This window comes from Pseudomonas sp. GW101-3H06, assembly GCF_059424605.1.
In genome coordinates, this window is record NZ_JBWKZO010000001.1 from 865,374 (window position 1) to 888,054 (window position 22,681).

General features: G+C 59.8%; 23 protein-coding genes and 1 pseudogene. 9 read left to right on the forward strand and 15 right to left on the reverse strand.

Translation table 11 applies throughout. From position 1 onward, the window contains the following. The first annotated feature begins 94 nt into the window (after window positions 1-94). Window positions 95-886, forward strand: a complete 792-nt coding sequence (locus tag AC07ZE_RS03925) for an AraC family transcriptional regulator (RefSeq protein WP_207261485.1) — start codon at window positions 95-97, stop codon at window positions 884-886. Window positions 887-988: 102 nt separating this feature from the next. Here the strand turns inward: AC07ZE_RS03925 and AC07ZE_RS03930 are convergent, their stop codons facing one another. Beyond that, the gene (locus tag AC07ZE_RS03930) at window positions 989-1,756 is read right to left on the reverse strand and encodes a methyl-accepting chemotaxis protein (RefSeq protein WP_371858212.1); all 768 of its coding nucleotides are present in this window, start codon (window positions 1,754-1,756) and stop codon (window positions 989-991) included. Between the two features lie 90 nt (window positions 1,757-1,846). Then, a pseudogene (locus AC07ZE_RS03935) lies at window positions 1,847-3,037 on the reverse strand (cache domain-containing protein); the annotation flags it as partial. A gap of 195 nt (window positions 3,038-3,232) precedes the next feature. Here AC07ZE_RS03935 and AC07ZE_RS03940 point away from each other — a divergent pair. Continuing rightward, complete coding sequence (locus tag AC07ZE_RS03940; protein ID WP_207261490.1) at window positions 3,233-4,126, forward strand: PA4780 family RIO1-like protein kinase; 894 nt, start codon at window positions 3,233-3,235, stop codon at window positions 4,124-4,126. Window positions 4,127-4,287: 161 nt separating this feature from the next. On the opposite strand, the gene cueR is transcribed toward AC07ZE_RS03940, so the two are convergent. The 3 genes from cueR to AC07ZE_RS03955 all read right to left on the reverse strand — a co-directional run bounded on the left by cueR (window position 4,288) and on the right by AC07ZE_RS03955 (window position 7,604). Continuing rightward, on the reverse strand, window positions 4,288-4,701 hold the full coding sequence (gene cueR, locus AC07ZE_RS03945; RefSeq protein ID WP_207261492.1) for a Cu(I)-responsive transcriptional regulator: 414 nt from the start codon (window positions 4,699-4,701) through the stop codon (window positions 4,288-4,290). Then, on the reverse strand, window positions 4,698-7,091 hold the full coding sequence (locus tag AC07ZE_RS03950) for a heavy metal translocating P-type ATPase (RefSeq protein WP_207261494.1): 2,394 nt from the start codon (window positions 7,089-7,091) through the stop codon (window positions 4,698-4,700). Before AC07ZE_RS03950 ends, cueR begins: the two co-directional genes overlap by 4 nt. Before the next feature lie 129 nt (window positions 7,092-7,220). Continuing rightward, a complete protein-coding gene (locus tag AC07ZE_RS03955) occupies window positions 7,221-7,604 on the reverse strand; it encodes a hypothetical protein (RefSeq protein ID WP_207261503.1) in 384 nt (127 codons plus the stop codon). A gap of 161 nt (window positions 7,605-7,765) precedes the next feature. Here AC07ZE_RS03955 and AC07ZE_RS03960 point away from each other — a divergent pair, with 161 nt between their 5' ends. Together AC07ZE_RS03960 and AC07ZE_RS03965 are read left to right on the forward strand one after the other, a co-directional pair. Then, entirely contained in the window at window positions 7,766-7,963 is a 198-nt protein-coding gene (locus tag AC07ZE_RS03960; RefSeq protein ID WP_095191999.1) for a heavy-metal-associated domain-containing protein, read from the forward strand. A 91-nt stretch (window positions 7,964-8,054) separates the two neighbouring features. Beyond that, the gene (locus AC07ZE_RS03965) at window positions 8,055-9,251 is read left to right on the forward strand and encodes a multidrug effflux MFS transporter (RefSeq protein ID WP_207261505.1); all 1,197 of its coding nucleotides are present in this window, start codon (window positions 8,055-8,057) and stop codon (window positions 9,249-9,251) included. An 8-nt stretch (window positions 9,252-9,259) separates the two neighbouring features. On the opposite strand, the gene AC07ZE_RS03970 is transcribed toward AC07ZE_RS03965, so the two are convergent. From AC07ZE_RS03970 to AC07ZE_RS03980, 3 genes are all read right to left on the reverse strand, one after another. Further along, window positions 9,260-9,430 (reverse strand): hypothetical protein, encoded by a 171-nt coding sequence (locus AC07ZE_RS03970; RefSeq protein ID WP_207261507.1) that lies wholly within the window; start codon window positions 9,428-9,430, stop codon window positions 9,260-9,262. A gap of 167 nt (window positions 9,431-9,597) precedes the next feature. Beyond that, window positions 9,598-10,611 carry a zinc-binding alcohol dehydrogenase family protein gene (locus AC07ZE_RS03975; RefSeq protein WP_207261508.1) on the reverse strand — a complete coding sequence of 338 codons (1,014 nt, stop codon included), beginning with the start codon at window positions 10,609-10,611 and terminating at the stop codon, window positions 9,598-9,600. Window positions 10,612-10,642: 31 nt separating this feature from the next. Further along, window positions 10,643-10,936 (reverse strand): putative quinol monooxygenase, encoded by a 294-nt coding sequence (locus AC07ZE_RS03980; protein WP_207261510.1) that lies wholly within the window; start codon window positions 10,934-10,936, stop codon window positions 10,643-10,645. Window positions 10,937-11,052: 116 nt separating this feature from the next. On the opposite strand from AC07ZE_RS03980, the gene vimR reads away from it, so the two are divergent. Further along, the gene (gene vimR / locus AC07ZE_RS03985) at window positions 11,053-11,982 is read left to right on the forward strand and encodes a transcription regulator VimR (protein ID WP_207261512.1); all 930 of its coding nucleotides are present in this window, start codon (window positions 11,053-11,055) and stop codon (window positions 11,980-11,982) included. A gap of 160 nt (window positions 11,983-12,142) precedes the next feature. Beyond that, the gene (locus AC07ZE_RS03990) at window positions 12,143-12,877 is read left to right on the forward strand and encodes an ArsR/SmtB family transcription factor (RefSeq protein ID WP_207261514.1); all 735 of its coding nucleotides are present in this window, start codon (window positions 12,143-12,145) and stop codon (window positions 12,875-12,877) included. 141 nt (window positions 12,878-13,018) lie between these two features. Here the strand turns inward: AC07ZE_RS03990 and AC07ZE_RS03995 are convergent, their stop codons facing one another. After that, window positions 13,019-13,972 (reverse strand): adenosine deaminase, encoded by a 954-nt coding sequence (locus AC07ZE_RS03995; RefSeq protein WP_207261516.1) that lies wholly within the window; start codon window positions 13,970-13,972, stop codon window positions 13,019-13,021. Between the two features lie 188 nt (window positions 13,973-14,160). On the opposite strand from AC07ZE_RS03995, the gene AC07ZE_RS04000 reads away from it, so the two are divergent. After that, on the forward strand, window positions 14,161-15,252 hold the full coding sequence (locus AC07ZE_RS04000) for a calcium:cation antiporter (RefSeq protein WP_207261519.1): 1,092 nt from the start codon (window positions 14,161-14,163) through the stop codon (window positions 15,250-15,252). A 34-nt stretch (window positions 15,253-15,286) separates the two neighbouring features. Here AC07ZE_RS04000 and AC07ZE_RS04005 read toward each other — a convergent pair whose 3' ends face one another. From AC07ZE_RS04005 to AC07ZE_RS04015, 3 genes are all read right to left on the reverse strand, one after another. Then, window positions 15,287-16,645, reverse strand: coding sequence for an 8-oxoguanine deaminase (locus AC07ZE_RS04005; protein WP_207261521.1), 1,359 nt, complete (start codon window positions 16,643-16,645; stop codon window positions 15,287-15,289). A 208-nt stretch (window positions 16,646-16,853) separates the two neighbouring features. Beyond that, complete coding sequence (locus AC07ZE_RS04010) at window positions 16,854-17,540, reverse strand: SDR family oxidoreductase (RefSeq protein ID WP_207261523.1); 687 nt, start codon at window positions 17,538-17,540, stop codon at window positions 16,854-16,856. Window positions 17,541-17,564: 24 nt separating this feature from the next. Beyond that, the gene (locus AC07ZE_RS04015) at window positions 17,565-17,915 is read right to left on the reverse strand and encodes a MerR family transcriptional regulator (protein ID WP_207267757.1); all 351 of its coding nucleotides are present in this window, start codon (window positions 17,913-17,915) and stop codon (window positions 17,565-17,567) included. A gap of 82 nt (window positions 17,916-17,997) precedes the next feature. Between AC07ZE_RS04015 and AC07ZE_RS04020 the strand changes: the two genes are divergently transcribed. Further along, window positions 17,998-18,465 (forward strand): hypothetical protein, encoded by a 468-nt coding sequence (locus tag AC07ZE_RS04020; protein WP_207261525.1) that lies wholly within the window; start codon window positions 17,998-18,000, stop codon window positions 18,463-18,465. Window positions 18,466-18,846: 381 nt separating this feature from the next. Here AC07ZE_RS04020 and AC07ZE_RS04025 read toward each other — a convergent pair whose 3' ends face one another. The 3 genes from AC07ZE_RS04025 to AC07ZE_RS04035 form a co-directional block, all read right to left on the reverse strand. Then, window positions 18,847-19,428, reverse strand: coding sequence for an IMPACT family protein (locus AC07ZE_RS04025; RefSeq protein WP_207261528.1), 582 nt, complete (start codon window positions 19,426-19,428; stop codon window positions 18,847-18,849). A 7-nt stretch (window positions 19,429-19,435) separates the two neighbouring features. After that, window positions 19,436-20,086 carry a TetR/AcrR family transcriptional regulator gene (locus AC07ZE_RS04030; protein WP_095191987.1) on the reverse strand — a complete coding sequence of 217 codons (651 nt, stop codon included), beginning with the start codon at window positions 20,084-20,086 and terminating at the stop codon, window positions 19,436-19,438. Window positions 20,087-20,202: 116 nt separating this feature from the next. Next, entirely contained in the window at window positions 20,203-21,123 is a 921-nt protein-coding gene (locus AC07ZE_RS04035) for a LysR family transcriptional regulator (protein WP_137808280.1), read from the reverse strand. Window positions 21,124-21,261: 138 nt separating this feature from the next. Here AC07ZE_RS04035 and aptA point away from each other — a divergent pair, with 138 nt between their 5' ends. Further along, a complete protein-coding gene (gene aptA, locus AC07ZE_RS04040; RefSeq protein WP_095191985.1) occupies window positions 21,262-22,611 on the forward strand; it encodes an omega-aminotransferase AptA in 1,350 nt (449 codons plus the stop codon). Window positions 22,612-22,681 lie beyond the last annotated feature (70 nt).

Genomic DNA, 22,681 nt, shown 5'->3' on the forward strand with positions numbered 1-22,681 from the left:
GGGTTTGCTCCCACAGGGGATGTTCAGTGTTGAATAGATGAGTGACATGGCTTAGCGTCGCTTTATCAGCCGTCCCGCAACACAAGGCCATTCAATGCCGACCAACGGACAAGTCTCCCTTGAACGCAGCATCCCACCCCTTACCGTTTTACCGCGCCCACTGTACGCCCGGGTGGAAAGCCTCAATGCCGGCTCCTGGACACCGTCCCATCACCACGACTGGGTGCAATTTTCCTACGCCATCAGCGGAGTTCTGGGCGTGCACACCGCTGAGGGCAGCTTCTTTGCGCCGCCGCAGTGGGGGATCTGGATTCCGGCGGATCTTGAGCATCAGGTGGTGACGTCAATGCGCGCCGAAATGCGCAGCCTGTATGTGCGTCGCGAGGACTGCCAGTGGGCGGACGAGCGTTGCCGGGTGCTGGAAGTGACGCCGCTGGCCCGGGAACTGATCAAGAGTTTTTGCCTGCTGCCCGTGGAATATCCACAGGGTGATAGCCAGGAAGCGCGACTGGTGAGCGTGTTGCTGGATCAGTTGGCTACGCTGCCGGAGGTCGGCTTCTCCCTGCCGTTGCCCCGCCATGAGCGGTTACTGGGGTTGTGCAACGAATTGATCGAAAACCCCGAAAGCAACGTGACCTTGCAGGTGTGGGCAGAGCGTTTGGGCACGTCGGAGAAAACCCTGATGCGGCTGTTTCAGCGCGAAACCGGGTTGAGCTTTCGTGGCTGGCGCCAGCGCATGCGCTTGTTGTCGTCGTTGAGTTTGCTGGAGGAGGGGGACAGTGTGACCAATGCCGCACTGGCCTGTGGGTATGATTCGACGTCGGCGTTTATTGCGGCGTTCAAAGGCTTGTTCGGGTTTACCCCTGGAGAGTTATTTCGGCAGTAAAGGCCTCTTCGCGAGCAGGCTCACTCCCACAACGACAGCGAATAACCCTGTGGGAGCGAGCCTGCTCGCGAATGGACGCTAAGCGGCTACCGGGATTTTGAATCAGGTACGGAACCGGCGCACCAACCCATCCAGCTCATTGGACAACCCGGCCAGGCTCTGGGAATCCAGCCGCGCCGAGTTTGCCAGTTCGGCCACCAATTGCGCATCGCCATGAATCTGGCTGATGTGCCGGTTGATGTCTTCGGCCACCTGGTGCTGTTGTTCCGCCGCCGTGGCGATCTGGGTGTTCATGTCGCGGATCACGTCCACCGATTCGCGAATCTGCCCGAAGCTGCTGCGAGCTTCGCCGATGCGCGTCACCGATTGCTGCGACACTTCCAGGCTGGCATGCATCTGCTGTGTCACCTGGCTGGTACGTTTGGCCAGGTTGCCCAGCAGCCCGTCGATTTCCGCCGTGGAATCCGCCGTGCGTTTGGCCAGCGCCCGCACTTCGTCCGCCACCACCGCAAAACCACGACCTTGCTCTCCGGCCCGCGCCGCTTCGATGGCTGCGTTCAACGCCAGCAGGTTGGTCTGTTCGGCGATCGAGCGAATGGTGCCGAGAATCGATTGAATGTCATTGCTGTCGCGCTCCAGCTGTTGCATCGACTGGGCAGACTGTTCGATTTCCTGGCTCAGGCGATCGACGCTGCTCACGGCGGCGTCGATCTGCTGCTGGCCTTCGCGGGCCTGGCGCTGGCCGCTGTCGGCCGACTCGGCGGCCTGGCTGCAAGAACGCGCCACTTCGTTGGCGGTGGCGACCATTTCGTGGAACGCCGTGGACACCATGTCCACCGCTTCACGCTGGCGTCCGGCGGCTTCGGCCATGTCGCTGGAGACCTGGGTCGAGCTCTTGGAAGTGGCCAGGATCTTGGTCGCGGCGCCGCCGATGTTCTGGATCAGGTTGCGGATCGCGGTCAGGAACTGATTGAACCAGTTGGCCAGTTGCGCGGTTTCGTCGCTGCCACGTACTTGCAGGTTCTTGGTCAGGTCGCCTTCACCTTGGGCGATGCCTTCCAGGCCATCGGCCACGCTGCGGATCGGACGCACGATGACGCTGGCGAAACTGGCGCCGACGATGGCGAAGATCACCGCCAGCACGGCTGCGATGATTGCGATCAACCAGGTCAGTTGGGTTGCGGTGCTCATTACGTCGTTTTGTTTGATCAGGCCGATGAAGGTCCAGCCCAGTTGCTCCGACGGCCAGACGTTGGCCATGTAGCGCTCGCCATTGAGTTCGACTTCGACCAGGCCTTTGCCGGCCTTGGCCAGTTGGGCATAACCCTCGCCGAGGCTGCCCAGGGCCTTGAAGTTGTGCTCCGGTTGTTTTGGATCGACCAGCACGGTGCCGGAGTTTTCCAGCAGCATCAGGTAGCCGGTTTCGCCGAGCTTGATCTGTTTGACCAGCTCGGTGAGTTGTTTGAGCGACACGTCGATACTGACGACACCGCCATTGGCGCCCAGTTTGTTGTCGATGGTGCGTACGGTACTGACGTAGGTCGTATCGTTTTCGGCCCAGTAGTAGGCCTCGGTACGGAACGGCTTGCCCGGTTTGGCCTGGGCCGCCTTGTACCACGGACGCTGGCGCGGGTCGTAGTTGGCCAGCTTGGCGTCGTCCGGCCAGGATACGTAACCACCGGCGGCGGTGCCGAGGATGGCGTAGGCGTAGGATGGATGTGCGTTGCCCAGGTCCTGCAGGAAGCCAAAGACTTTTTTGTCCATCTCGCCTTGAGGAATGCTGGCGGCGTTGGCGCTCATGTAGGTCTTGAGGCTGTCGTCGGAGTTCGTGATCAGCGGTTGCTTGGCCAGGTATTCGACGTTTTGGCTGATGCCGTCGAAGAACAGTTGCATGGCATTGCTGACCTGACGGATTTCGCGACCGCTGTTGTCGACGAATTCGTCCTTGGCATCACTGCGCAAGTTCAGCACAACGAGGGTGGCGACCAGCACCACGGGCAAGCAGGCGATGATTGCAAACGCCCAGGTCAACTTCTGTTTGATGTTCATCCGCGCTCCAGATTTTCTTGTAGGCCCACGCAGTGCAGATGACTCGCGGTTTATAGGCAGCCGTAAACGTTGTTGATCAACCCCGTTCCCTGAGTGCGGCATCGTTATTGTTGTTGAAACGATTGTCGGACAAATCAGTTTGTCACTCAGGGCTTCGGCTGTTGCCTGCGGAAATTGAGGGCTGTTTTGAAAAATCACGCGAACGGTACGTCGGCACCCCCTCCCCCGAATGGATGGATTGCCGTATAACGAATGACTTTCGCGTGTTTGGTAATAAAGGACCCACAATAAAAGCTGATGAAGACTCCAAAACGCATTGAACCCCTGATCGAGGACGGTCTGGTCGACGAGGTGCTGCGCCCACTCATGAGTGGTAAAGAAGCAGCTGTTTACGTGGTGCGCTGCGGTAACCAGTTACGTTGCGCGAAGGTCTACAAGGAGGCGAACAAACGCAGTTTTCGTCAGGCGGCCGAGTATCAGGAAGGCCGTAAGGTGCGCAACAGCCGTCAGGCCCGGGCCATGGCAAAGGGTTCCAAGTTTGGCCGCAAGGAAACCGAAGACGCCTGGCAGAACGCCGAAGTGGCGGCACTGTTCCGCCTGGCCAATGCCGGTGTGCGGGTACCCAAGCCGTATGACTTCCTCGAAGGCGTACTGCTGATGGAGCTGGTGGCCGACGAGTACGGTGATGCCGCACCGCGCCTGAACGACGTGGTACTGGAACCGGACCAGGCACGCGAATATCACGCGTACCTGATTTCTCAGATCGTGCTGATGTTGTGCACCGGTCTGGTGCACGGTGACCTGTCCGAGTTCAACGTCCTGCTGACCCCGACCGGCCCCGTGATCATCGACTTGCCGCAAGCGGTGGATGCAGCGGGTAACAACCACGCGTTCAGCATGCTGGAGCGGGACGTGGGCAACATGGCGTCCTACTTCGGGCGGTTTGCCCCGGAGCTGAAAAAGACCCGGTACGCCAAGGAAATGTGGGCCCTGTACGAGGCGGGCACCTTGCACCCGGCCAGTGTCCTGACCGGTGAGTTCGACGAACCGGAAGAACTGGCGGATGTCGGTGGCATCATGCGCGAGATCGAGGCCGCACGCCTGGATGAAGAGCGCAAGCAAGCGGCCCGTGCCGCAGACGATGCGCCATCGGGCAAAACCGAAGAACCGCCTCCGCCCTGGATGCAGTGATCGGTTAATCAAAAAACCGGCTTCGGCCGGTTTTTTGTGCGCAACACAAAAACCAATGTGGGAGCGAGCCTGCTCGCGAAAACGTCGGCACATCCCACATCAGTGTGTCAGGCAGTCCGCTTTCGCGAGCAGGCTCGCTCCCACAGGGACGCGCGTGGCAATCAGGCCGAAACCGGTTTGCCACAACACCCCGACTCCAGATTCTTGAGAATCGGACAATCCGGTCGATGATCCCCCTGACAATGCTCGACCAGGTCCTGCAACGTATCGCGCAATTGCCCAAGTTCACGAATCTTCTGGTTCAACTCGTCGATGTGCTGTCGGGCCAAGGCCTTCACATCGGCGCTGGCACGCTGGCGGTCCTGCCAGAGGGTCAGCAGTTTGCCAACCTCTTCCAGGGAAAACCCCAGGTCCCGCGAACGCTTGATGAACGCCAGTGTGTGCAGGTCGTCGTCGCTGTAGACCCGGTAACCGCTGTCGGTGCGATGGGCCGCCTTGAGCAAACCGATGGACTCGTAGTAACGGATCATCTTGGCGCTAAGACCACTGTGGCGGGCCGCTTGGCCGATGTTCATCGCTTGTCCTCCAGATCCTCGGGTTTCCAGGTTTTCAACAGTAGCGCATTGCTCACCACGCTCACACTCGACAACGCCATCGCCGCACCGGCCAGCACCGGATTGAGGAAGCCGAAGGCCGCCAGGGGAATGCCAATCAGGTTATAGACGAAGGCCCAGAACAGGTTTTGCCGGATCTTCGCATAGGTCTTGCGGCTGATCTCCAGCGCCGCCGGTACCAGGCGCGGATCGCCGCGCATCAGGGTGATCCCGGCGGCGTGCATGGCCACGTCGGTGCCTCCGCCCATGGCAATGCCAATATCCGCCGCAGCCAGAGCAGGCGCATCGTTGATGCCGTCGCCGACCATCGCCACTACCCCCGTTTTCTTCAGCGCGGCGACCTCGGCGGCTTTGTCCGCGGGCAGGACTTCGGCGTGTACGTTTGTGATGCCCAACGCGTCGGCCACCACTTTGGCGCTGCCACGGTTGTCGCCGGTCAGCAAGTGACTGCTGATATGACGTGCGCTGAGTTGTTGCACGGCTTGCAGTGCGCCAGGTTTGAGCGTGTCACCGAACGCGAACAATCCCAGTACGCGCGGCGCAGGGTTTAGCTCGATCAACCAGGACAGGGTCCGGCCTTCGGTTTCCCAGGCTGTGGCCGAAGCGGCCAATTCGCCTGCGCTCAATTCGTTCTCTTGCAGTAGACGCCGATTACCCAGCGCCAGCCGACGACCATCAAGACTGCCGGCAATGCCGCGCCCGGTCAGGGACTGGCTGTCGCTGACATCGGCCACGGTCAGGCCGCGTTGTGCGCACTCATCCAGCACCGCCTTGGCCAGCGGATGCTCACTGCCGCGTTGCAACGCGCCGGCCAGTTGCAGCAGGCGGGATGTGTCACCGTCGAGGGCACTCAGGTGGGCGATGCGCGGGGCGCCGGAGGTCAGGGTGCCGGTCTTGTCGAACACCACCGAACTGACTTCATGTGCACGTTCCAGCGCTTCGGCGTCCTTGATCAGAATCCCATGACGCGCCGCCACCCCGGTGCCGGCCATGATGGCCGTCGGCGTGGCCAGGCCCAATGCGCAAGGGCAAGCAATCACCAGCACTGCCACGGCATTGATCAGCGCGGTTTCCAGGGGCGCGCCATACAGCCACCAGCCGATCAAGGTCGCGAAAGCCAGCAGCAGGACGACCGGTACGAAGATCTGGCTGACTTTATCCACCAGTTTCTGAATCGGCGCTTTGGCCGCCTGGGCGTCCTCAACCAGGCGAATGATGCGTGCCAACACGGTTTCCGCGCCGAGTGCGTGGGTGCGAACCAGCAGGCGACCTTCTCCATTGATCGCGCCGCCGGTGACTTTATCGCCGGGCTGCTTGGGTACCGGCAGGCTTTCGCCGCTGATCAACGCTTCGTCGGCATGGCTCTGGCCGTCGACCACCTCACCGTCCACCGGGAAGCGTTCACCGGGTTTGACCAATACCAGATCATTGAGGCGCAGGGCGCTAATGGCGACTTCCTGCTCGCGGCCGTCAATCACCTGAATGGCCCGCTCCGGGCGCAGCGCCTCCAGGGCGCGAATGGCACTGGCGGTCTGGCGCTTGGCGCGGCTTTCCAGGTATTTGCCCAGCAGCACCAAGGCGATCACTACCGCCGAGGCTTCGAAATACAGGTGCGGCATGCGCCCGGCGGCGGTAGCCCATTCATAGACGCTCAAGCCATATCCGGCGCTGGTGCCCAGGGCGACCAGCAGGTCCATGTTGCCGGCACCGGCGCGCACGGCTTTCCACGCCGCGACATAAAACCGCGCGCCGAAAATGAATTGCACCGGCGTGGCCAACGCGAACTGTACCCAGGCCGGGAGCATCCAGTGCACGCCGAAGGGTTGAAGCAGCATCGGCAATACCAGCGGCAAGGCAAGGGCAATGGCCGCGATCAAGGCCCAGCGTTCGCGATGCAGGCGGGTCTGTTGGGCATCGATGGGCGGATGTTCGGCTTCCCACACGCTGGCGGCGTAACCGGCCCTGGTCACGGCGGCGATCAAGGTTTGTGCATCGACAGGCCCGAGCAGCTCCAGATGCGCGCGCTCGTTGGCCAGGTTCACGCTGACGCTCTTCACCCCCGGGACTTTGTTCAGTGCCCGTTCGACGCGGCCAACGCAAGACGCGCAGGTCATGCCGTCGATGCTCAGTTCCAGACTTTGCTGCGGCACGCTGTAACCGGCATTTTCCACCGCCGCCATCAGCGCCGGGAGGCTGTCGACAGGCGCCTGGACCCGTGCGTGCTCAGTGGCCAGGTTGACGCTGACGGCACTGGCGCCGATGACTTTGCTCAAGGCGCGCTCGACACGCCCGGCGCAACTGGCGCAGGTCATGCCGGCAATCGGCAGATCGAAAGTGGTGGATTCGGACATCGGTTGCACTCCCTGTAGAAGATGTCTACAGGATCAACCTTGCCATGCTGGCAAGGTCAAGCACCAATCTGCGGATTGTCGCAGGTCTAAGGTGGGAACGAGCCTGCTCGCTCCCACAAGGGATCTGTTTCAGTAACCCAGGCCCGCACGCTTGAGGTACATCCCTTCCTGCGTCATCGCAATCCGGTACTTCTGCACATCCCCGGCTCGCAGCGTGATGTTCTGCGAACCCGGAGCCAGCATGCCCGGGTTGCAGCCCGGCACCTGGCCCGGCAGCAGTTTGAGGCGCAGGGAAATGTTTCCCGGCGGCAGGTTGAACGAGGTGCTTTGTTCCTGGAACAGCCGCGCCGACAGCTGATCGTGGATGTACACGCCGATCTCGCAATTGGTAGCGACTTCCAGCCGTTCGCGGGAAATGATCAGCACGCCATAGTCCTCCCCGGCGGCATGGGCCGAAGGCATGGCGGCGAAGAGGCTGAGGAAGCCAAACAGGCTGAAAGCTGACCAGCGCATGGCTGAATCTCCTGAGATCGAGTCATTGATGGACGCAGCTTGGCCGAGCGCGGCGACGATTGCCAGCCCGGCAGATCACTGCAGAACTTGACCTTGCCATGGTGGCAAGCTCGACACTGCGGGCTACCTCACTCAAACGCTTCATTAAAAGGAGTTGTCCCATGCAAGTATTCAATGTTGAAGGCATGTCCTGCGGTCACTGCGTCCGTGCCATTACCCAGGCCGTCCAGGCCAAAGACCCGGCGGCCAGCGTGCGGGTCGACCTGGCGGCGAAAGAAGTCGGCGTCGAGTCCGCGTTGAGTGCCGATCAAGTGATCGCGGCGATCAGCGAGGAAGGCTACGGCGTGAAGCTGGCCTGATTTTTAATAGTTAGCGAGCTATCGGAATGTTCAAGGCGTCCCTGCGCGGCTAGACTGTCGGCCTGCCGATCTCTGCCCCACTGGATGCCTGATGAACTTTCGTACAATCCTGATTCTTGGCGCCTTGAGCGCATTCGGTCCGCTGGCGATCGATTTCTATCTGCCAGCGTTTCCGGCGATGGCGCTGGCTTTCGGTACGGACGAAAAACACGTTCAACTGACCCTGGCCGCTTATTTCCTGGGATTGTCCATTGGTCAGCTGGCTTATGGGCCGGTGGCGGATCGTTTCGGGCGACGCCTTCCATTGTTGACCGGGGTCGGGCTGTTTACCGCCGCTTCACTGGCATGTGCTTATGCACCGAATCTGGAATGGTTGATCGGCGCGCGGTTTATCCAGGCCCTGGGCGGTTGCGCGGGGATGGTGATTGCCCGGGCGGTGGTCAGCGATAAATGCGATGCGGTGGGCTCGGCCAAGGTCTTTTCGCAATTGATGCTGGTAATGGGGCTGGCGCCGATTCTGGCGCCGATGCTGGGCGGTTTGTTGGTCAATACCACCGGTTGGCAATCAATCTTCCTGGTGTTGACCGGTTTCAGCGCATTGGCCGGGTTGGCCGTTGCCCTTGGCTTGCCCGAAAGCATGCCCGCGCATGTTCCACGTCAGCCCTTGTCGGGGGCATTGCGTCAGTACGCTCGCCTGTTGAAGGACCCGGTATACCTCGGTCATGCGCTGACCGGCGGCATCGCTATCGCCGGAATGTTTTCCTACATTGCGGGTTCACCGTTCGTCTTCATCAAGCTCTATGGCATACCGGCGGAGCATTTTGGCTGGTTCTTCGGCGCCAATGCCGCCGGGTTCATTCTGGTGGCCCAGATCAATGCGCGGCTATTGGCCAAGCGAGGTCCGGCGTCCCTGCTGACACGTACCGTGTGGATTTATCTCGGTGCCGGTCTGGCACTGCTCGCTGTCAGCGCGCTGCATACCGAGCAGCTCTGGCCGTTGCTGCTTCCCCTGTTTGTCTGCATTGCCAGCCTGGGTTGTATTCTGCCCAACGCTTCGGCGTGTGCCATGAACGGCCAGGGCGCCCGGGCCGGCAGTGCATCGGCGTTGATGGGCTGCCTGCAATTCAGCGTGGCCGCCGGCGCTGCCGCGCTGGTGGGCGTTTTGCACGACGGCAGCGCCATGCCGATGGCCATGGTCATCAGCCTGTGCGGTGTTCTGGTGGTGAGCGTGGCGATGCTCACCCGACGTTTGCAAAATGCCCGGGCATTGGCGCAAGCCCAGGTTTGAAGACGGACTCAGCCAACAGCGCGCTGCTGACGGTCGGGAATCTGATGGGGTGCGTGCAATCGCGCTTCGAGGGTATTGGTGAAGGCGCGGGCTTCGGCTTCGCTGCGGAACATCACAGCATGTTGGTCAAGGCGGACCTGCCACTGGGATTTTGCCAATTCTTTTATCAGGATCTTCATTACTGACCTCCTCATGTAAAAGATTGTCTCGCAGAGGTTTCGATTGTAGTCCTGAATACGATCACCATTGTGACAAGGGTCAACTGTCGGACTGACGGTTTGTAACAAAAAATCATCGCAAAAAGATGCAGGAGCTGGCGCAGACTTCGCCAGCTCCGATAAAAAATCTAGAACCCTTCCAGCACGATCTTGCCCTTGGATTTGCCGCTTTCCAGCAAGGCATGTGCACGGCGCAGGTTGGCCGCATTGATGGTTCCGAAGTGCTCGCCAACCGTGGTTTTCAAGGTCCCGGCATCGATCAGGCGCGCCACGCGGTTGAGCAGATTGTGCTGCTCAATCATGTCTGCGGTTTCAAACAGCGAGCGGGTGTACATGAACTCCCAGTGCAGCGACAGGCTCTTGCGTTTGAGCTTGGTCACGTCCAGGGTTTTCGGGTCATCGATCAGGGCCAGTTTGCCCTGCGGCGCCAGCGCCTCGACCAATTGATCCAGGTGATGATCGGTCTGGGTCAAGCTGGCAACGTGAGTCACCTGATCGATACCTGCGCGCTTGAGTTCCTCGCTCAGCGGCTGGCTGTGATCGATCACCGCATCGGCGCCCAGCGCTTTCACCCAGCTCTGGGTCTGCGCACGTGAAGCCGTGCCAATGACGTTCAGAGCGGTGAGCTGTTTGGCCAGTTGCGTGAGAATCGAACCGACTCCGCCAGCGGCGCCGACGATCAGCAGGCTCTGGCCTTCATCGGTTTTTCCTTCGCGCACTTGCAGGCGTTCGAAGAGCAATTCCCACGCCGTGATCGCAGTCAACGGCAGGGCGGCGGCTTCGGCGAAGCCGAGGGTTTTCGGCATATGACCGACGATCCGCTCATCCACCACGTGCAGCTCGCTGTTGCCGCCGGCGCGGGCGATGGAGCCGGCGTAAAACACCTTGTCGCCGGCCTTGAACAGGGTCACGTCATTGCCGACCGCCTTGACGACGCCGGCCACATCCCAGCCCAGCACTTTTGCGGCGCCGCCTTCAGGCTGGACGTTCTGCCGGACCTTGGTATCCACCGGGTTGACTGAAATGGCTTTGACCTCCACCAACAAATCGCGGGGGCCGGCGACCGGCTCCGGCAATTCAACGTCTTGCAGGGCTTTTTCGTCGCTGATCGGCAGGGACGCGTAATAGGCAATGGCTTTCATCACAGGCTCCGAAGGTTAATAGAGAAAGAAATCAGGCGAGGGTACGCAGGCGCTTGAGTTCGAAGTGTTCGAGGAAGTCAGCGGCCTTGGCGCGGAAGTTCTGGATATGCGCACTGGCGTCATGGGCTTGCAGGGCTTCGTCACTGTTCCAGTGTTCAATCATGTAGAAGGCCAGGGGATTGGCCAGGTCCTGATGCAAGTCGTATTGCCCACAACCGACTTCGGCGCGGGTCGGCTCAATCAGTGCCCGCAGGTGCTGTTCAAGGGCATCCTGCTGGCCGGGTTTGGCGATGAGGGTGGCGATAGCGGTAAAAGGCTGGGACATCGGTAACTCCGTGCACGGGCTGATTTCGATGGGCAGATGATTGGCTATTTCTCTTGCAGATAAAAGCCGCTAAAAGAGCAGTCTCTTTCAATATTTTTTTGATAATAGGAGTTTAAATGCTGCGCTTCGATGACTTGCAGCTGTTCGTCCGGGCGGCCGACCTGGGCAGTCTGTCGGCGGCTGCGCGGGGTATGGACATGTCGGCGGCGGTGGCCAGCGCGGCGTTGAAACGCATCGAGCAACAGCTGGGCGCCCGCTTGCTCACCCGCTCGACCCGCAGCCTGCGCCTGACCGCCGAGGGCGAAGGGTTTCTTGAATATGCCCGGGCAGCCCTGAGCAACCTCGACGAGGGGCGGCGTTTATTGGCCAGTGGCCAGGATCAGGTCAGTGGCGTATTGCAGTTGTCGGCACCTTCGGACTTCGGTCGTAACCTGCTGCTGCCCTGGCTGGACGAATTTCAGCGCGAGCACCCCAAACTCACCGTTCGTTTGTTGCTGGGTGACCGCATCGCCGATCTGTTCCGCCAACCGGTGGACATTGCCCTGCGCTACGGCGAACCGGAAGATTCCAGCCTGGTGGCGCTACCCATCGCCCCGCATAACCGGCGCGTGCTCTGTGCGGCGCCGAGCTATCTGGCCCGGCGTGGCGAGCCGCGGCAACTGGAGCAATTGGCCCAGCATAATTGCTTGCTGTTCATGCTCGGCAGCCGGGTCCACGATCACTGGAGTTTTCACGACGGCAAACGCGAAGTCGGCCTGACCGTCAGCGGTGATCGTTTCAGTGACGATGCCGATGTCGTGCGGCTGTGGGCCATTGCGGGCGCCGGAATCGCCTACAAGTCGTGGCTCGATGTGGCCGCCGATGTGCTCGCCGGCCGATTGAAAGTGCTGATGCCGGAACTGCTTTGTGAGCGAGCTCCACTGAATTTGCTGTGCGCTCATCGCGCACAATTGAGTAAGCCGGTGAACCTGTTGCGGGAAATGCTTGCCAGCCGATGCACCCGGTTGAGCAGTCATTTTCCGAGGTTTTCGAGAAACGGTCATTAGTCGCAGGAAAAAAGCGAAATTTCCCGCAGGAACTATCACCACCAGCGGTTTGCGGAGGGCAGGAACCGACGGTCAACCCGCCTATACTAGCGTTCGCCTCATGTACGCACCGTCTTTCGCAGAGAGCAGTAGACGAAACGATTCAACAGGGAGTGAATTCATGGAACATGCACCTTGCATCAGCCAGATAGCCACCTTACTGGCTGACCCCAAGCGCAGCGCAATGATGTGGGCCTTGATGGACGGATCGGCGCGTCAAGCCGACGAACTGGCCCTGTTGGCCGGTCTTTCACCCTCATCGGCCAGCGCCCACTTGGGACGCTTGTCCGCCGGGGGGCTGTTGAAAGTTGAAACTCGGGGACGCAAACGCTTCTTCCGCCTGGCCGCGCCCGAAGTCGGCGCCGCAATCGAAGCATTGGCAAGCGCGACGCTGGCCAGCACGGCCCGGCAAGCCACGGATATTTTCCAACACTCCTCACCCCTCGCCAAACCTCAGGCCAGGCGCTCGTCTTTGTTGCGCGCCAGGCTTTGCGACGACCATCTGGGAGGTACTCTCGCCGCCGATCTGTTCCAGCGTTTGCTGGATGCGGGCTGGATCGAACAGTTCGATCAACGGGTCATGATCACGCTCAAGGGCTCCAACGAGCTGGCGGCGCGGGGGGTGTTCATCCAGGCGTTGGCCCATCGCAACGGCAAGTCTGCGTGTGCGTGTCCTGACTGGAGCGAAAGGCGCCCGCACATGGGCGGGTCACTGGGAGCTGCGTTATTGCAGTTGTTCATGCAATCGGGCTGGCTGAGTCTGCCTCACGATTCGCGGGCCTTGCAGGTCACCGTGGCGGGACAGCGTGAAATCCACCGGTTCGCCAAGGAAACAGAGCTGGAGATGGTGCTGTAGGGTCCTTTAAAGGCCCAGGTTTTGGCTCAGTCCCTGTGGGAGCGAGCCTGCTCGCGAATGCGGTCCTCCCGTCGACATCATCGTTGACTGACGCACTGTTTCCGCGAGCAGGGTCGCTCCCACATTGGGTCTTCAGCGGTCTTACGGTTTGACCAACCGAGCATCCAGGCTGTTCTGCGCCAGGCGTTTGGCCTGGTCCTGGGTCATGCCCAGATCGGTATACAACGCATGGAAATTCTCGGTGACGTAACCGCCGAAGTACGCCGGGTCGTCCGAGTTCACGGTCACTTTCACGCCGCGTTCGAGCATGTCGAGTATGTTGTGCTGTGACATATGATCAAACACACACAGCTTGGTGTTGGACAGCGGGCATACAGTCAGCGGGATCTGCTCGTCGATGATGCGTTGCATCAAGCGTTCGTCTTCGATGGCGCGTACGCCATGGTCGATGCGCTGGATTTTCAGCAGGTCGAGGGCTTCCCAGATGTACTCGGGCGGGCCTTCTTCACCGGCATGGGCGACGGTCAGGAAGCCTTCTGCGCGGGCACGATCGAATACCCGCTGGAACTTGCTCGGCGGGTGACCCATTTCAGAACTGTCCAGGCCTACCGCGACAAATGCATCACGAAACGGCAGTGCCTGGTCGAGGGTTTTCTGTGCCTGTTCTTCGCTTAAGTGACGCAGGAAACTCAGGATCAGACCGCTGGTGATGCCCAGTTGCTGTTCACCGTCCTTCAAGGCCGCGGCGATGCCGTTGAGCACCACCTCGAACGGGATGCCTCGGTCGGTGTGGGTCTGGGGGTCGAAGAACGGTTCGGTGTGAATCACGTTCTGTTCTTTGCAGCGCAGCAGGTAAGCCCAGGTCAGGTCGTAGAAGTCCTGGGAAGTGCGCAGCACGTCGGCGCCCTGGTAATACAGGTCGAGGAATTCTTGCAGGTTATTAAAGGCATAAGCCGTGCGCAGGGTTTCGACATCGCTCCACGGCAGGGCGATCTTGTTGCGTTCGGCCAGGGCGAACAGCAGCTCGGGCTCCAGCGAACCTTCCAGGTGCAAGTGCAATTCTGCCTTGGGCAGTGCGTTCAGCCAGTCGTACATATTCTTTTCTCATCAGGTGCAGATGGTGGGCATTCTACAGACGCTAGCAGAAACAATTGGCAAAACCTGACCGAAAGGTTCATTGCGCCGGGCTGGAGATATTTTCCGCTGCGCTAAGGTGTAACGAAACGTTAGCGTCCCACCGCAGTCAGTCGCTTATCCGCTTCTCCACGGCAAAAAGGCCCGTCATGCTCACGATCCTCAAGCAAGAAACCTTTCTGTTGCTGGCCCTGATCGCCGCCATCGTTGCATTCGCGCTGGAGCATTGGCTATTGCACAGCGGGCAGGGCGTCGCACTGAGCGCCGGGCTGGTGCTGATTGCGTTTATCGTCGCCGCCTCGATGCGTGTCGCCCATCAGGCCGAGTTGTTGGCGGAAAAAGTCGGTGACCCCTATGGCACCATGATCCTGACTCTGGCGGCGGTGCTGGTGGAAGTGGTGATCCTGGCGATCATGATGAGCAACGAAGCCTCGAAGACACTCGTGCGCGACACAATTTATTCAGCCGTCATGCTCGATATCAACGGCATCCTCGGCCTGGCGGCGTTGATGGGCGGCCTCAAGCATGGCGAACAGTCCTACAACGATGATTCGGCACGCAGCTACAGCGTGATGATCCTCACGGCCATGGGGGTGTCGATGGTGGTGCCCGAGTTCATTCCCGAAACCAGCTGGAAGCTTTATTCGGCGTTCACCATCGGCGCGATGGTGGTGCTTTATGCGTTGTTCCTGCGTATGCAGGTCGGGCCGCACAGTTATTTTTTCAGCTACAGCTACCCGGAGAAGCGCCGCAAGAAGGAGCCCTTGGAACAAGAGCCAGCACCGATCAACCTGACGTTGTCCATAAGTATTCTGGTGTTCGGGGTGGTGGTGATTGGCGCATTGGCCGAAGTGATGTCCAAGAGCCTGGATCTGGGGTTGGAAGGATCGGGTGCACCGCCAGTGATTACGGCGATCCTGGTGGCGGCGATCTCCGCGGCGCCGGAGATTATGACGGCGTTGCGCGCGGCGTTGGCCAACCGTATGCAGTCAGTGGTCAACATCGCGTTGGGCGCGTCGCTGTCGACGGTGATCCTGACGGTGCCGGTGATGGAAGCGATGGCGCTCTACACCGGTCAGCCATTCCAGATGGCCATGACTCCGGTGCAGAGCGTGATGATCTTCATCACCCTGATCGTCAGTGCGATCAACCTCAACGATGGCGAAACCAATGCCATCGAGGGGATGACGCACTTTGTGCTGTTTGCGACGTTCATCATGTTGTCGTTGCTGGGTCTCTGAAAACACTACAAATCCCTGTGGGAGCGGTGTTGTGTCAGGTACCCGCGATCAACTGCCGGGCCGCCTGGCTGTGATCAGCAATCAAGCCCTGCAGATCCAGCCCTTCGACCTGCCCGTCAGTCACTCGCCACTTGCCACCCACCATCACTCGATCCGCCCGGTCCGCGCCGCACAACAGCAGCGCCGACACCGGGTCGTGGCTGCCGGAGAATCGCAGCTCATTGAGCTTGAACAGCGCCAGGTCAGCCTGCTTGCCTACTGCCAGTTCGCCAATGTCGCTGCGACCGAGCAATTGCGCCGATCCCTTGGTGGCCCAGCCCAGCACGCGTTCCGGGGTGATCTTCTCGGCGCCGTAGCGCAGGCGCTGGATGTACAGCGCCTGACGCGCTTCAAGGATCATGTTCGACGCGTCGTTGGAGGCCGAGCCATCCACACCCAGGCCCAGCGGTGCGCCGGCGTCGGTCAGTTCGATACTGGGACAGATGCCTGAAGCCAGGCGCATGTTCGAACTCGGGCAATGGCAGATGCCGGTGCCGGCCGCGCCGAGGCGGGTGATTTCGTCGGGGTTGAAGTGGATGCCGTGGGCCAGCCATGTACGGGGGCCGAGCCAGCCGACGCTGTCCAGGTAGTCCACGGTTCGCAAGCCGAAGCGTTGCAGGCAGAAGTCTTCTTCATCAAGGGTTTCCGCCAGATGCGTGTGCAGGCGCACATCAAGTTTGTTGGCCAATTCTGCGCTGGCGGACATGATTTCTGGCGTCACCGAAAACGGCGAGCAAGGCGCCAGGGCGATCTGGATTTGCGCGCCGTCACCGCGTTCGTGGTATTGGGCGATCAAGCGCTGACTGTCGTCGAGAATCACCTGGCCTTCCTGTACGGTCTGTTGCGGTGGCAGCCCGCCGTCCTTTTCGCCGAGGCTCATCGAACCGCGGGTCAGCATGGCGCGCATGCCCAGTTCGCGAACGCTCTCGACTTGCACGTCGATGGCGTTTTCCAGGCCTTGTGGAAACAGATAATGGTGGTCGGCTGCCGTGGTGCAACCGGACAGCAGCAACTCGGCCAACGCGACTTTGCTGGCGAGGGCGAGTTTTTCAGGGGTCAAGCGTGCCCAGACCGGGTACAGGGTTTTCAGCCACGGGAACAACGGCTGGTTGACCACCGGCGCCCAGGCACGGGTCAGGGTCTGATAGAAGTGATGGTGGGTGTTGATCAGTCCCGGCAGGATCACATGCTCGCGGGCATCGAAGACTTCATTGCAAGGTGTGGAGGGCTGCTGGCCCAGGCTGAGCACTTCGACGATCACACCGTCTTGCAGCACCAGACCGCCACGGGCATCGAGACCGTTGGCCGTGAAAATGGCGAGGGGATTTTTTAACCAGGTACGGGTCGCAGGCATGTTGGCCGGCTCCTCTGAAAGTTGGGTTCAGGGTTGCCAGCTCAGTGTTGCCCTGTCTGCTGATCCAGGGTCGCCGGGGAGGCGAGGTGCGAAGTGTCGAACAAAAGCGTGAAGCGGGCAAGCCCGGCCCGACAGAACAAAGCAGATCCCTTTGTGGAATGAACCTTTGTGGGAGCGAGCCAGCTCGCTCCCACAAAGGAATCTTGGCCTACCAGGGAATAGTCTCACCCCGATAATTCACAAAATGATGCCCTCCCTTGCCGACATAGGCATTCACCTGATCGACCAATCCGCGCGTACTCGTTTCCACATCGATATCGGCGCCTTCACCGCCCATGTCGGTTTTCACCCAGCCCGGGTGCAGCGACAGCACAGTGAGCTTTTGCTCGCCCAATTGCGTGACGAAGCTATTGGTCATGGAGTTCAGTGCGGCTTTGCTGGCCTTGTACAGCGCCAGTTCCGGTGCGTCGGGCATGGTCACGCTGCCGAGTACCGAACTCATGAACGCCAGCACACCGGTGGCGGGGCGAATCTGGCTGACGAAGCGCTGGGCCAGGTTGATCGGTGCCACGGCATTGGTGAAAAACAGCTGCCCGACTTCGGCCAGCGTCGCACCGCCCGGTGTCTGCACGTCTGGCCCCTTGACCCCGGCATTGACGAACAGCAGGTCGAACACTTCGCCCTTGAGTTGCTGACTCAAGGCGATCACCGCCTGCTGATCGTCCATGTCGAGTTTCTCGACCCGAACATTGCCCAGGGCATGCAAGGCTTCCGCGTTTTGCGGGTTGCGTACGGTGGCGGTGACTTGCCAGCCGTCCGCCAGCAGGGTTTTCACCAGACCGAGGCCCAGCCCCCGGGATGCACCGATGATGAGAGCAGTTTTTGCCGTGGACATGTGTGCTTCCTTGATAGTTGAGAATCACGGATTCAGTGGACAGCGTTGGCCGAGACGCTGCAGCAATTCGATGCGCAGCGTACTCAGTTCGGTCATGCGGTTTTCGATCAGCTTGAGCTTGTCTTGCAGCAACTGTGTGACCGCGCTGTCTGGATCGGGCGACTGCCATAACGCAGCGACGTTATGACCGATCTCACCCAAGGTAAAGCCCAATCGTTGAGCCGTCTTGATGTACAGCACCAGTTGCACGGTGTCGGCCGGGTAATCGCGATAACCGTTGACGCTGCGTTGCGCTGTGATCAATCCGCGTTGTTCGTAGAAGCGCAGCGTGTCGCGACTGACTTCGCTGGCCCGGGCTAATTCACCGATGCGCATCATGACATCTCGAGAGGGCTTGACCCTGGAGCATACTCCAGGCTTTAGCCTTGTTGCTCCCTGAATTGATGGAGCAAGGTCAATGTGGACTACAACGCAATATCGTCAACTGGTGCGCGGCAGTGCGTGGTACGACTTGATCGTCACGGCTGCGTTTGCCACGCCGTGGAGCTTTGCTGCGGTACACGGGCTTTTGTTGAGTCTGACCCAGACTTTCAACCTGCCCGGCGAACTGCCACCGTTCGAGCCGGTGCACATGCTGATGGCGAATCTGTTGGGGTCGATTGTTTGCGTGTGGGCGATGCTGCGTATTCGTGATCCGCAGCAGGTGTATGGGCGGTATGACGCGGTGGCGAGGTTCTTGTTTGCAGCTTGGCAGGTTTATGCACTGGCTCATGGGGCGAGCTGGCTTTTGGCGATCTTCCTGTTCTTTGAGTTGGCGTGGGGAGTTGTTCAAATATTGCCGGTAAAGCAGCTATCCGAATCAGGGCAGGCACCACTTGAGGGCAAGCCTGCCGAGCGAGCTTCAGATTTGCTCGATGTAAGCTGATCAAAAAATGAGCAATCTATGGCGGGCCATGCCGGATAGGGTGTCGAGAGACCCATGAACGGGTTATCCACAGATTGCTCCACAGTATTTGTGCGCAAGCGCGAAAGTCGGGCATAAGCGTAAGGCGGCTATCTTCTAAAGGTGATAAACCGCTCTAAGTCTATGTTTTTTCTTGAATTTTATCTTTCTTGAGGCGAATTGGACGAAAAATGAGCAAAGCCCGCAAAGCCGCATGACAGAAGGGTTACAGCGGTATGTGCTCAGGTTATCCACAGCCGGGTGCACAGCAGATGTGGGCAACTGTCACATGCATCGACAATCGGAAATGCCCCAAAAGATCGCAGCCATGCTGAGCTGCCGAAGGCTGCGATCTTTAAATCTTTAACGCTCCAGCAAAATCCGCCCGCGACTCAAATCGGCAAGGTGCGATTGCAACGTGGCGATCTGCTCCTCACCGACCGCCAACTGCAACTCAACGCCATTGGCCGTGAAATTTTCTTGAACGATCAGCCCGCCGAGTTCCGCGACCCGCAGTTTGAGCAACGCTAGTTCGCCAAACGCGCAGGCACAGCGTAGAGGCACCCGACTGATCAACTCGATCTTCGGCGCCGCTTGCAGGCATTTGTTGGCGCCACCGCCATAGGCCCGGGCGAGTCCGCCGGTGCCCAGTTGAATGCCGCCATACCAGCGAATCACCAACACAACGACCTGATCGCAATCCTGCGCGTCGATTGCTGCCAGTATCGGCCGGCCAGCAGTGCCCCCCGGTTCGCCGTCATCGGTGCTGCGGTACTGATCACCGAGCTTCCATGCCCAGCAATTGTGGGTGGCGTTCAAGTCGCTGTGCTGTTCGATAAACGCCTGGGCTTCAGCGGGACTGGCGATTGGCGCGGCGAAGGTAATGAAGCGGCTTTTGCGAATCTCTTCGCGGTATTCGCAAAAACCACTGAGGGTAAAAGGCATAATCGTCTTAAATGGTTGGCTTCAGGCCGCAGCCTTTGAGAATAATGTGGATCAGGTTGTTGCCAGCGTCTTCCATATCCTGCTTGGTTAACTTGGAACGACCGGTGACACGGCAGATCTGCGTGGCGAAGTCGGCGTAATGCTGGGTACTGCCCCACAACAGGAAAATCAGGTTGACCGGATCGACCGGGTCCATTTTGCCAGCGTCGATCCACGCTTGAAACACCGCGGCCCGGCCCTGGAACCAGGCGCGGTAGTCCTGATTGAAATACTCGGTCAGGCATTCGCCACCACTGATGACCTCCATGGCGAAGATTCGTGAGGCTTGTGGCTGGCGCCGAGAAAACTCCATCTTGGCGCGGATGTAGCGGGTCAACGCTTCGGCCGGATCGTCCTCGGCAGTCAGGGTGTTGAAGGTGCTGTCCCACAACTCGATGATGTTGCTCAACACCGCCACGTACAAACCGAGCTTGTTGGTGAAGTAATAATGCAGGTTTGCTTTTGGCAACCCGGCATTCAGGGCGATGGTGTTCATGCTGGTGCCTTTGAACCCATGACGGGCGAACTCGTCTTCGGCGGCTTTGATGATGGTCTCTTCGTTCTTCTGACGAATTCGGCTGGCGGGTTTGCCGCCGTGAGCTGGGACTTCAAAGGTCATAGGCACTTCCGGTCAGGTGGGTGGGTGCGGCCAGTGCGTTGATAGCGCACCCATAAGTTACACACAAGTCCTGAGACGATAATTCCAGGACTACCACCCTGCAGGCACGGTGATGTTCAGCGCGTTGCCGCCAGGCTCTCGAGAAAACTTTCCAGCACCAGATGAGGGCGGCGGCCCTTGCGTGTGACCGAGGCGAGGCTCAGGTCATAGAAGCGCGCTTTTGGTTTCAACGCACGCAATCGACCCTGTTGCACCCAGAGGCTGGCGTAATGATCTGGCAGATACCCGATGTAGCGCCCGGTCAGGATCAGGAAGGCCATGCCTTCACGGTCCGACGCACTGGCCGTGCAATTGAGCGCCTGATAATGGGCCTGGATTTCCGCTGGCAATCGGAAGGTCGGTGCGATGGCGTCCTGACTGTTGAGGCGCGCATCGTCCAGTTGCTTGTCATCGACATAAAACAGCGGGTGGCCAACCGCACAATACAGCAGCGAGCGTTCACTATAGAGCGGTTGGTATTCCAGCCCCGACAGCGCACTCGCCTGCGGCACCACCCCCACGTGCAAGCGACCGTCGAGCACGCCTTGCTCCACCTCGTTGGGGGCGATCATACGGATCTGGATCTGCACGTCCGGTCCGCGCTCCTTCAATTGCGCCAGGGCATGAGTAATGCGCATGTGGGGCAGGGTGACCAGGTTGTCGGTGAGTCCGATGGTCAGTTCTCCCCGCAAGTGCTGGTGCAGGCCATTGACCTCGGTGCGGAAACTTTCCAGCGCACTCAATAGTTGCAGAGCCGATTGATAAACCTCGCGGCCTTCTTCGGTCAGGGAAAAACCGGCGCGGCCACGTTGGCACAGGCGCAAGCCGAGGCGCTGCTCCAGATCGCTCATCTGTTGGCTGATCGCCGAACGGCCAATGCCAAGCACGCTTTCGGCGGCAGAGAAACCGCCGCACTCGACCACGCTGCGAAAAATCCGTAGCAGGCGTATGTCGAAGTCGCTGACTTGCGCCAGTGGATCGGGGCGGCGGCTGCTCATGGTTGTTACTCGATAGTTTAGTCAGAGGCCGACTAAAGGTTACAAAAGTTGAATTTCACCGACTTTATCCCCGTGGCAATTTAGCTGCAACAACGGTTTTCAATCCCTACGCCGCTTATTGCCTTGTGAGGTTTCCCGATGAATTTGCCTGAAAATGCCCCGACTTCCCTGGCCAGCCAACTCAAGCTCGACGCGCACTGGATGCCATACACCGCCAACCGTAACTTCCAGCGCGATCCGCGTCTGATCGTTGGTGCCGAAGGCAGCTGGCTGATCGACGACAAGGGTCGCAAAGTCTATGACTCGCTATCGGGTCTGTGGACCTGCGGTGCCGGGCACACCCGTAAGGAAATTCAAGAGGCGGTGGCCAAGCAGCTGGGCACGCTCGATTACTCGCCAGGCTTCCAATACGGTCACCCACTGTCGTTCCAGCTGGCAGAAAAAATCACTGACCTGACGCCGGGCAACCTGAACCACGTATTCTTCACCGATTCCGGCTCCGAATGCGCCGACACGGCCGTGAAGATGGTGCGTGCCTACTGGCGCCTCAAAGGCCAGTCGACCAAGACCAAGATGATCGGTCGCGCCCGTGGCTACCACGGCGTGAACATCGCTGGCACCAGCCTCGGTGGCGTCAATGGCAACCGCAAACTGTTCGGCCAGGCGATGATGGACGTCGATCACCTGCCGCACACGTTGCTGGCGAGCAATGCTTACTCGCGCGGCATGCCGGAGCAGGGCGGTATCGCCCTTGCCGATGAGCTGCTCAAGCTGATCGAACTGCACGATGCTTCCAACATCGCCGCCGTGTTCGTCGAGCCATTGGCCGGTTCCGCTGGCGTGCTGGTTCCGCCACAGGGTTACCTCAAGCGTCTGCGCGAGATCTGCGACCAGCACAACATCCTGCTAGTGTTCGACGAAGTGATCACCGGTTTCGGCCGTACTGGCACTATGTTTGGTGCCACAACCTTCGGTGTGACCCCGGACCTGATGTGTATCGCCAAGCAAGTCACCAACGGTGCGATCCCGATGGGCGCGGTGATTGCCAGCTCCGAGATCTACCAGACCTTCATGAACCAGGCGACACCTGAATACGCGGTGGAATTCCCCCACGGCTACACCTATTCCGCCCACCCGGTGGCGTGCGCCGCGGGCCTGGCCGCACTCGACCTGCTGCAAAAGGAAAACCTGGTGCAGAGCGTGGCCGAAGTCGCACCGCATTTCGAAAATGCGCTGCATGGCTTGAAAGGCACGAAAAACATCATCGACATCCGCAACTATGGCCTGGCCGGTGCCATCCAGATTGCACCGCGTGACGGCGATGCCATCGTGCGTCCATTCGAAGCAGGCATGGCGCTGTGGAAAGCCGGGTTCTACGTGCGTTTCGGCGGTGACACCCTGCAGTTCGGCCCAACCTTCAACAGCAAGCCGCAAGACTTGGATCGTCTGTTCGACGCGGTCGGCGAAGTGCTGAGCAAGATCGACTGATTTCTCCCGCTATATAGATGCAAACGACAGGCGCCCTGAAGCGGCGTCTGTGGACAACTTTTTCAGGAGC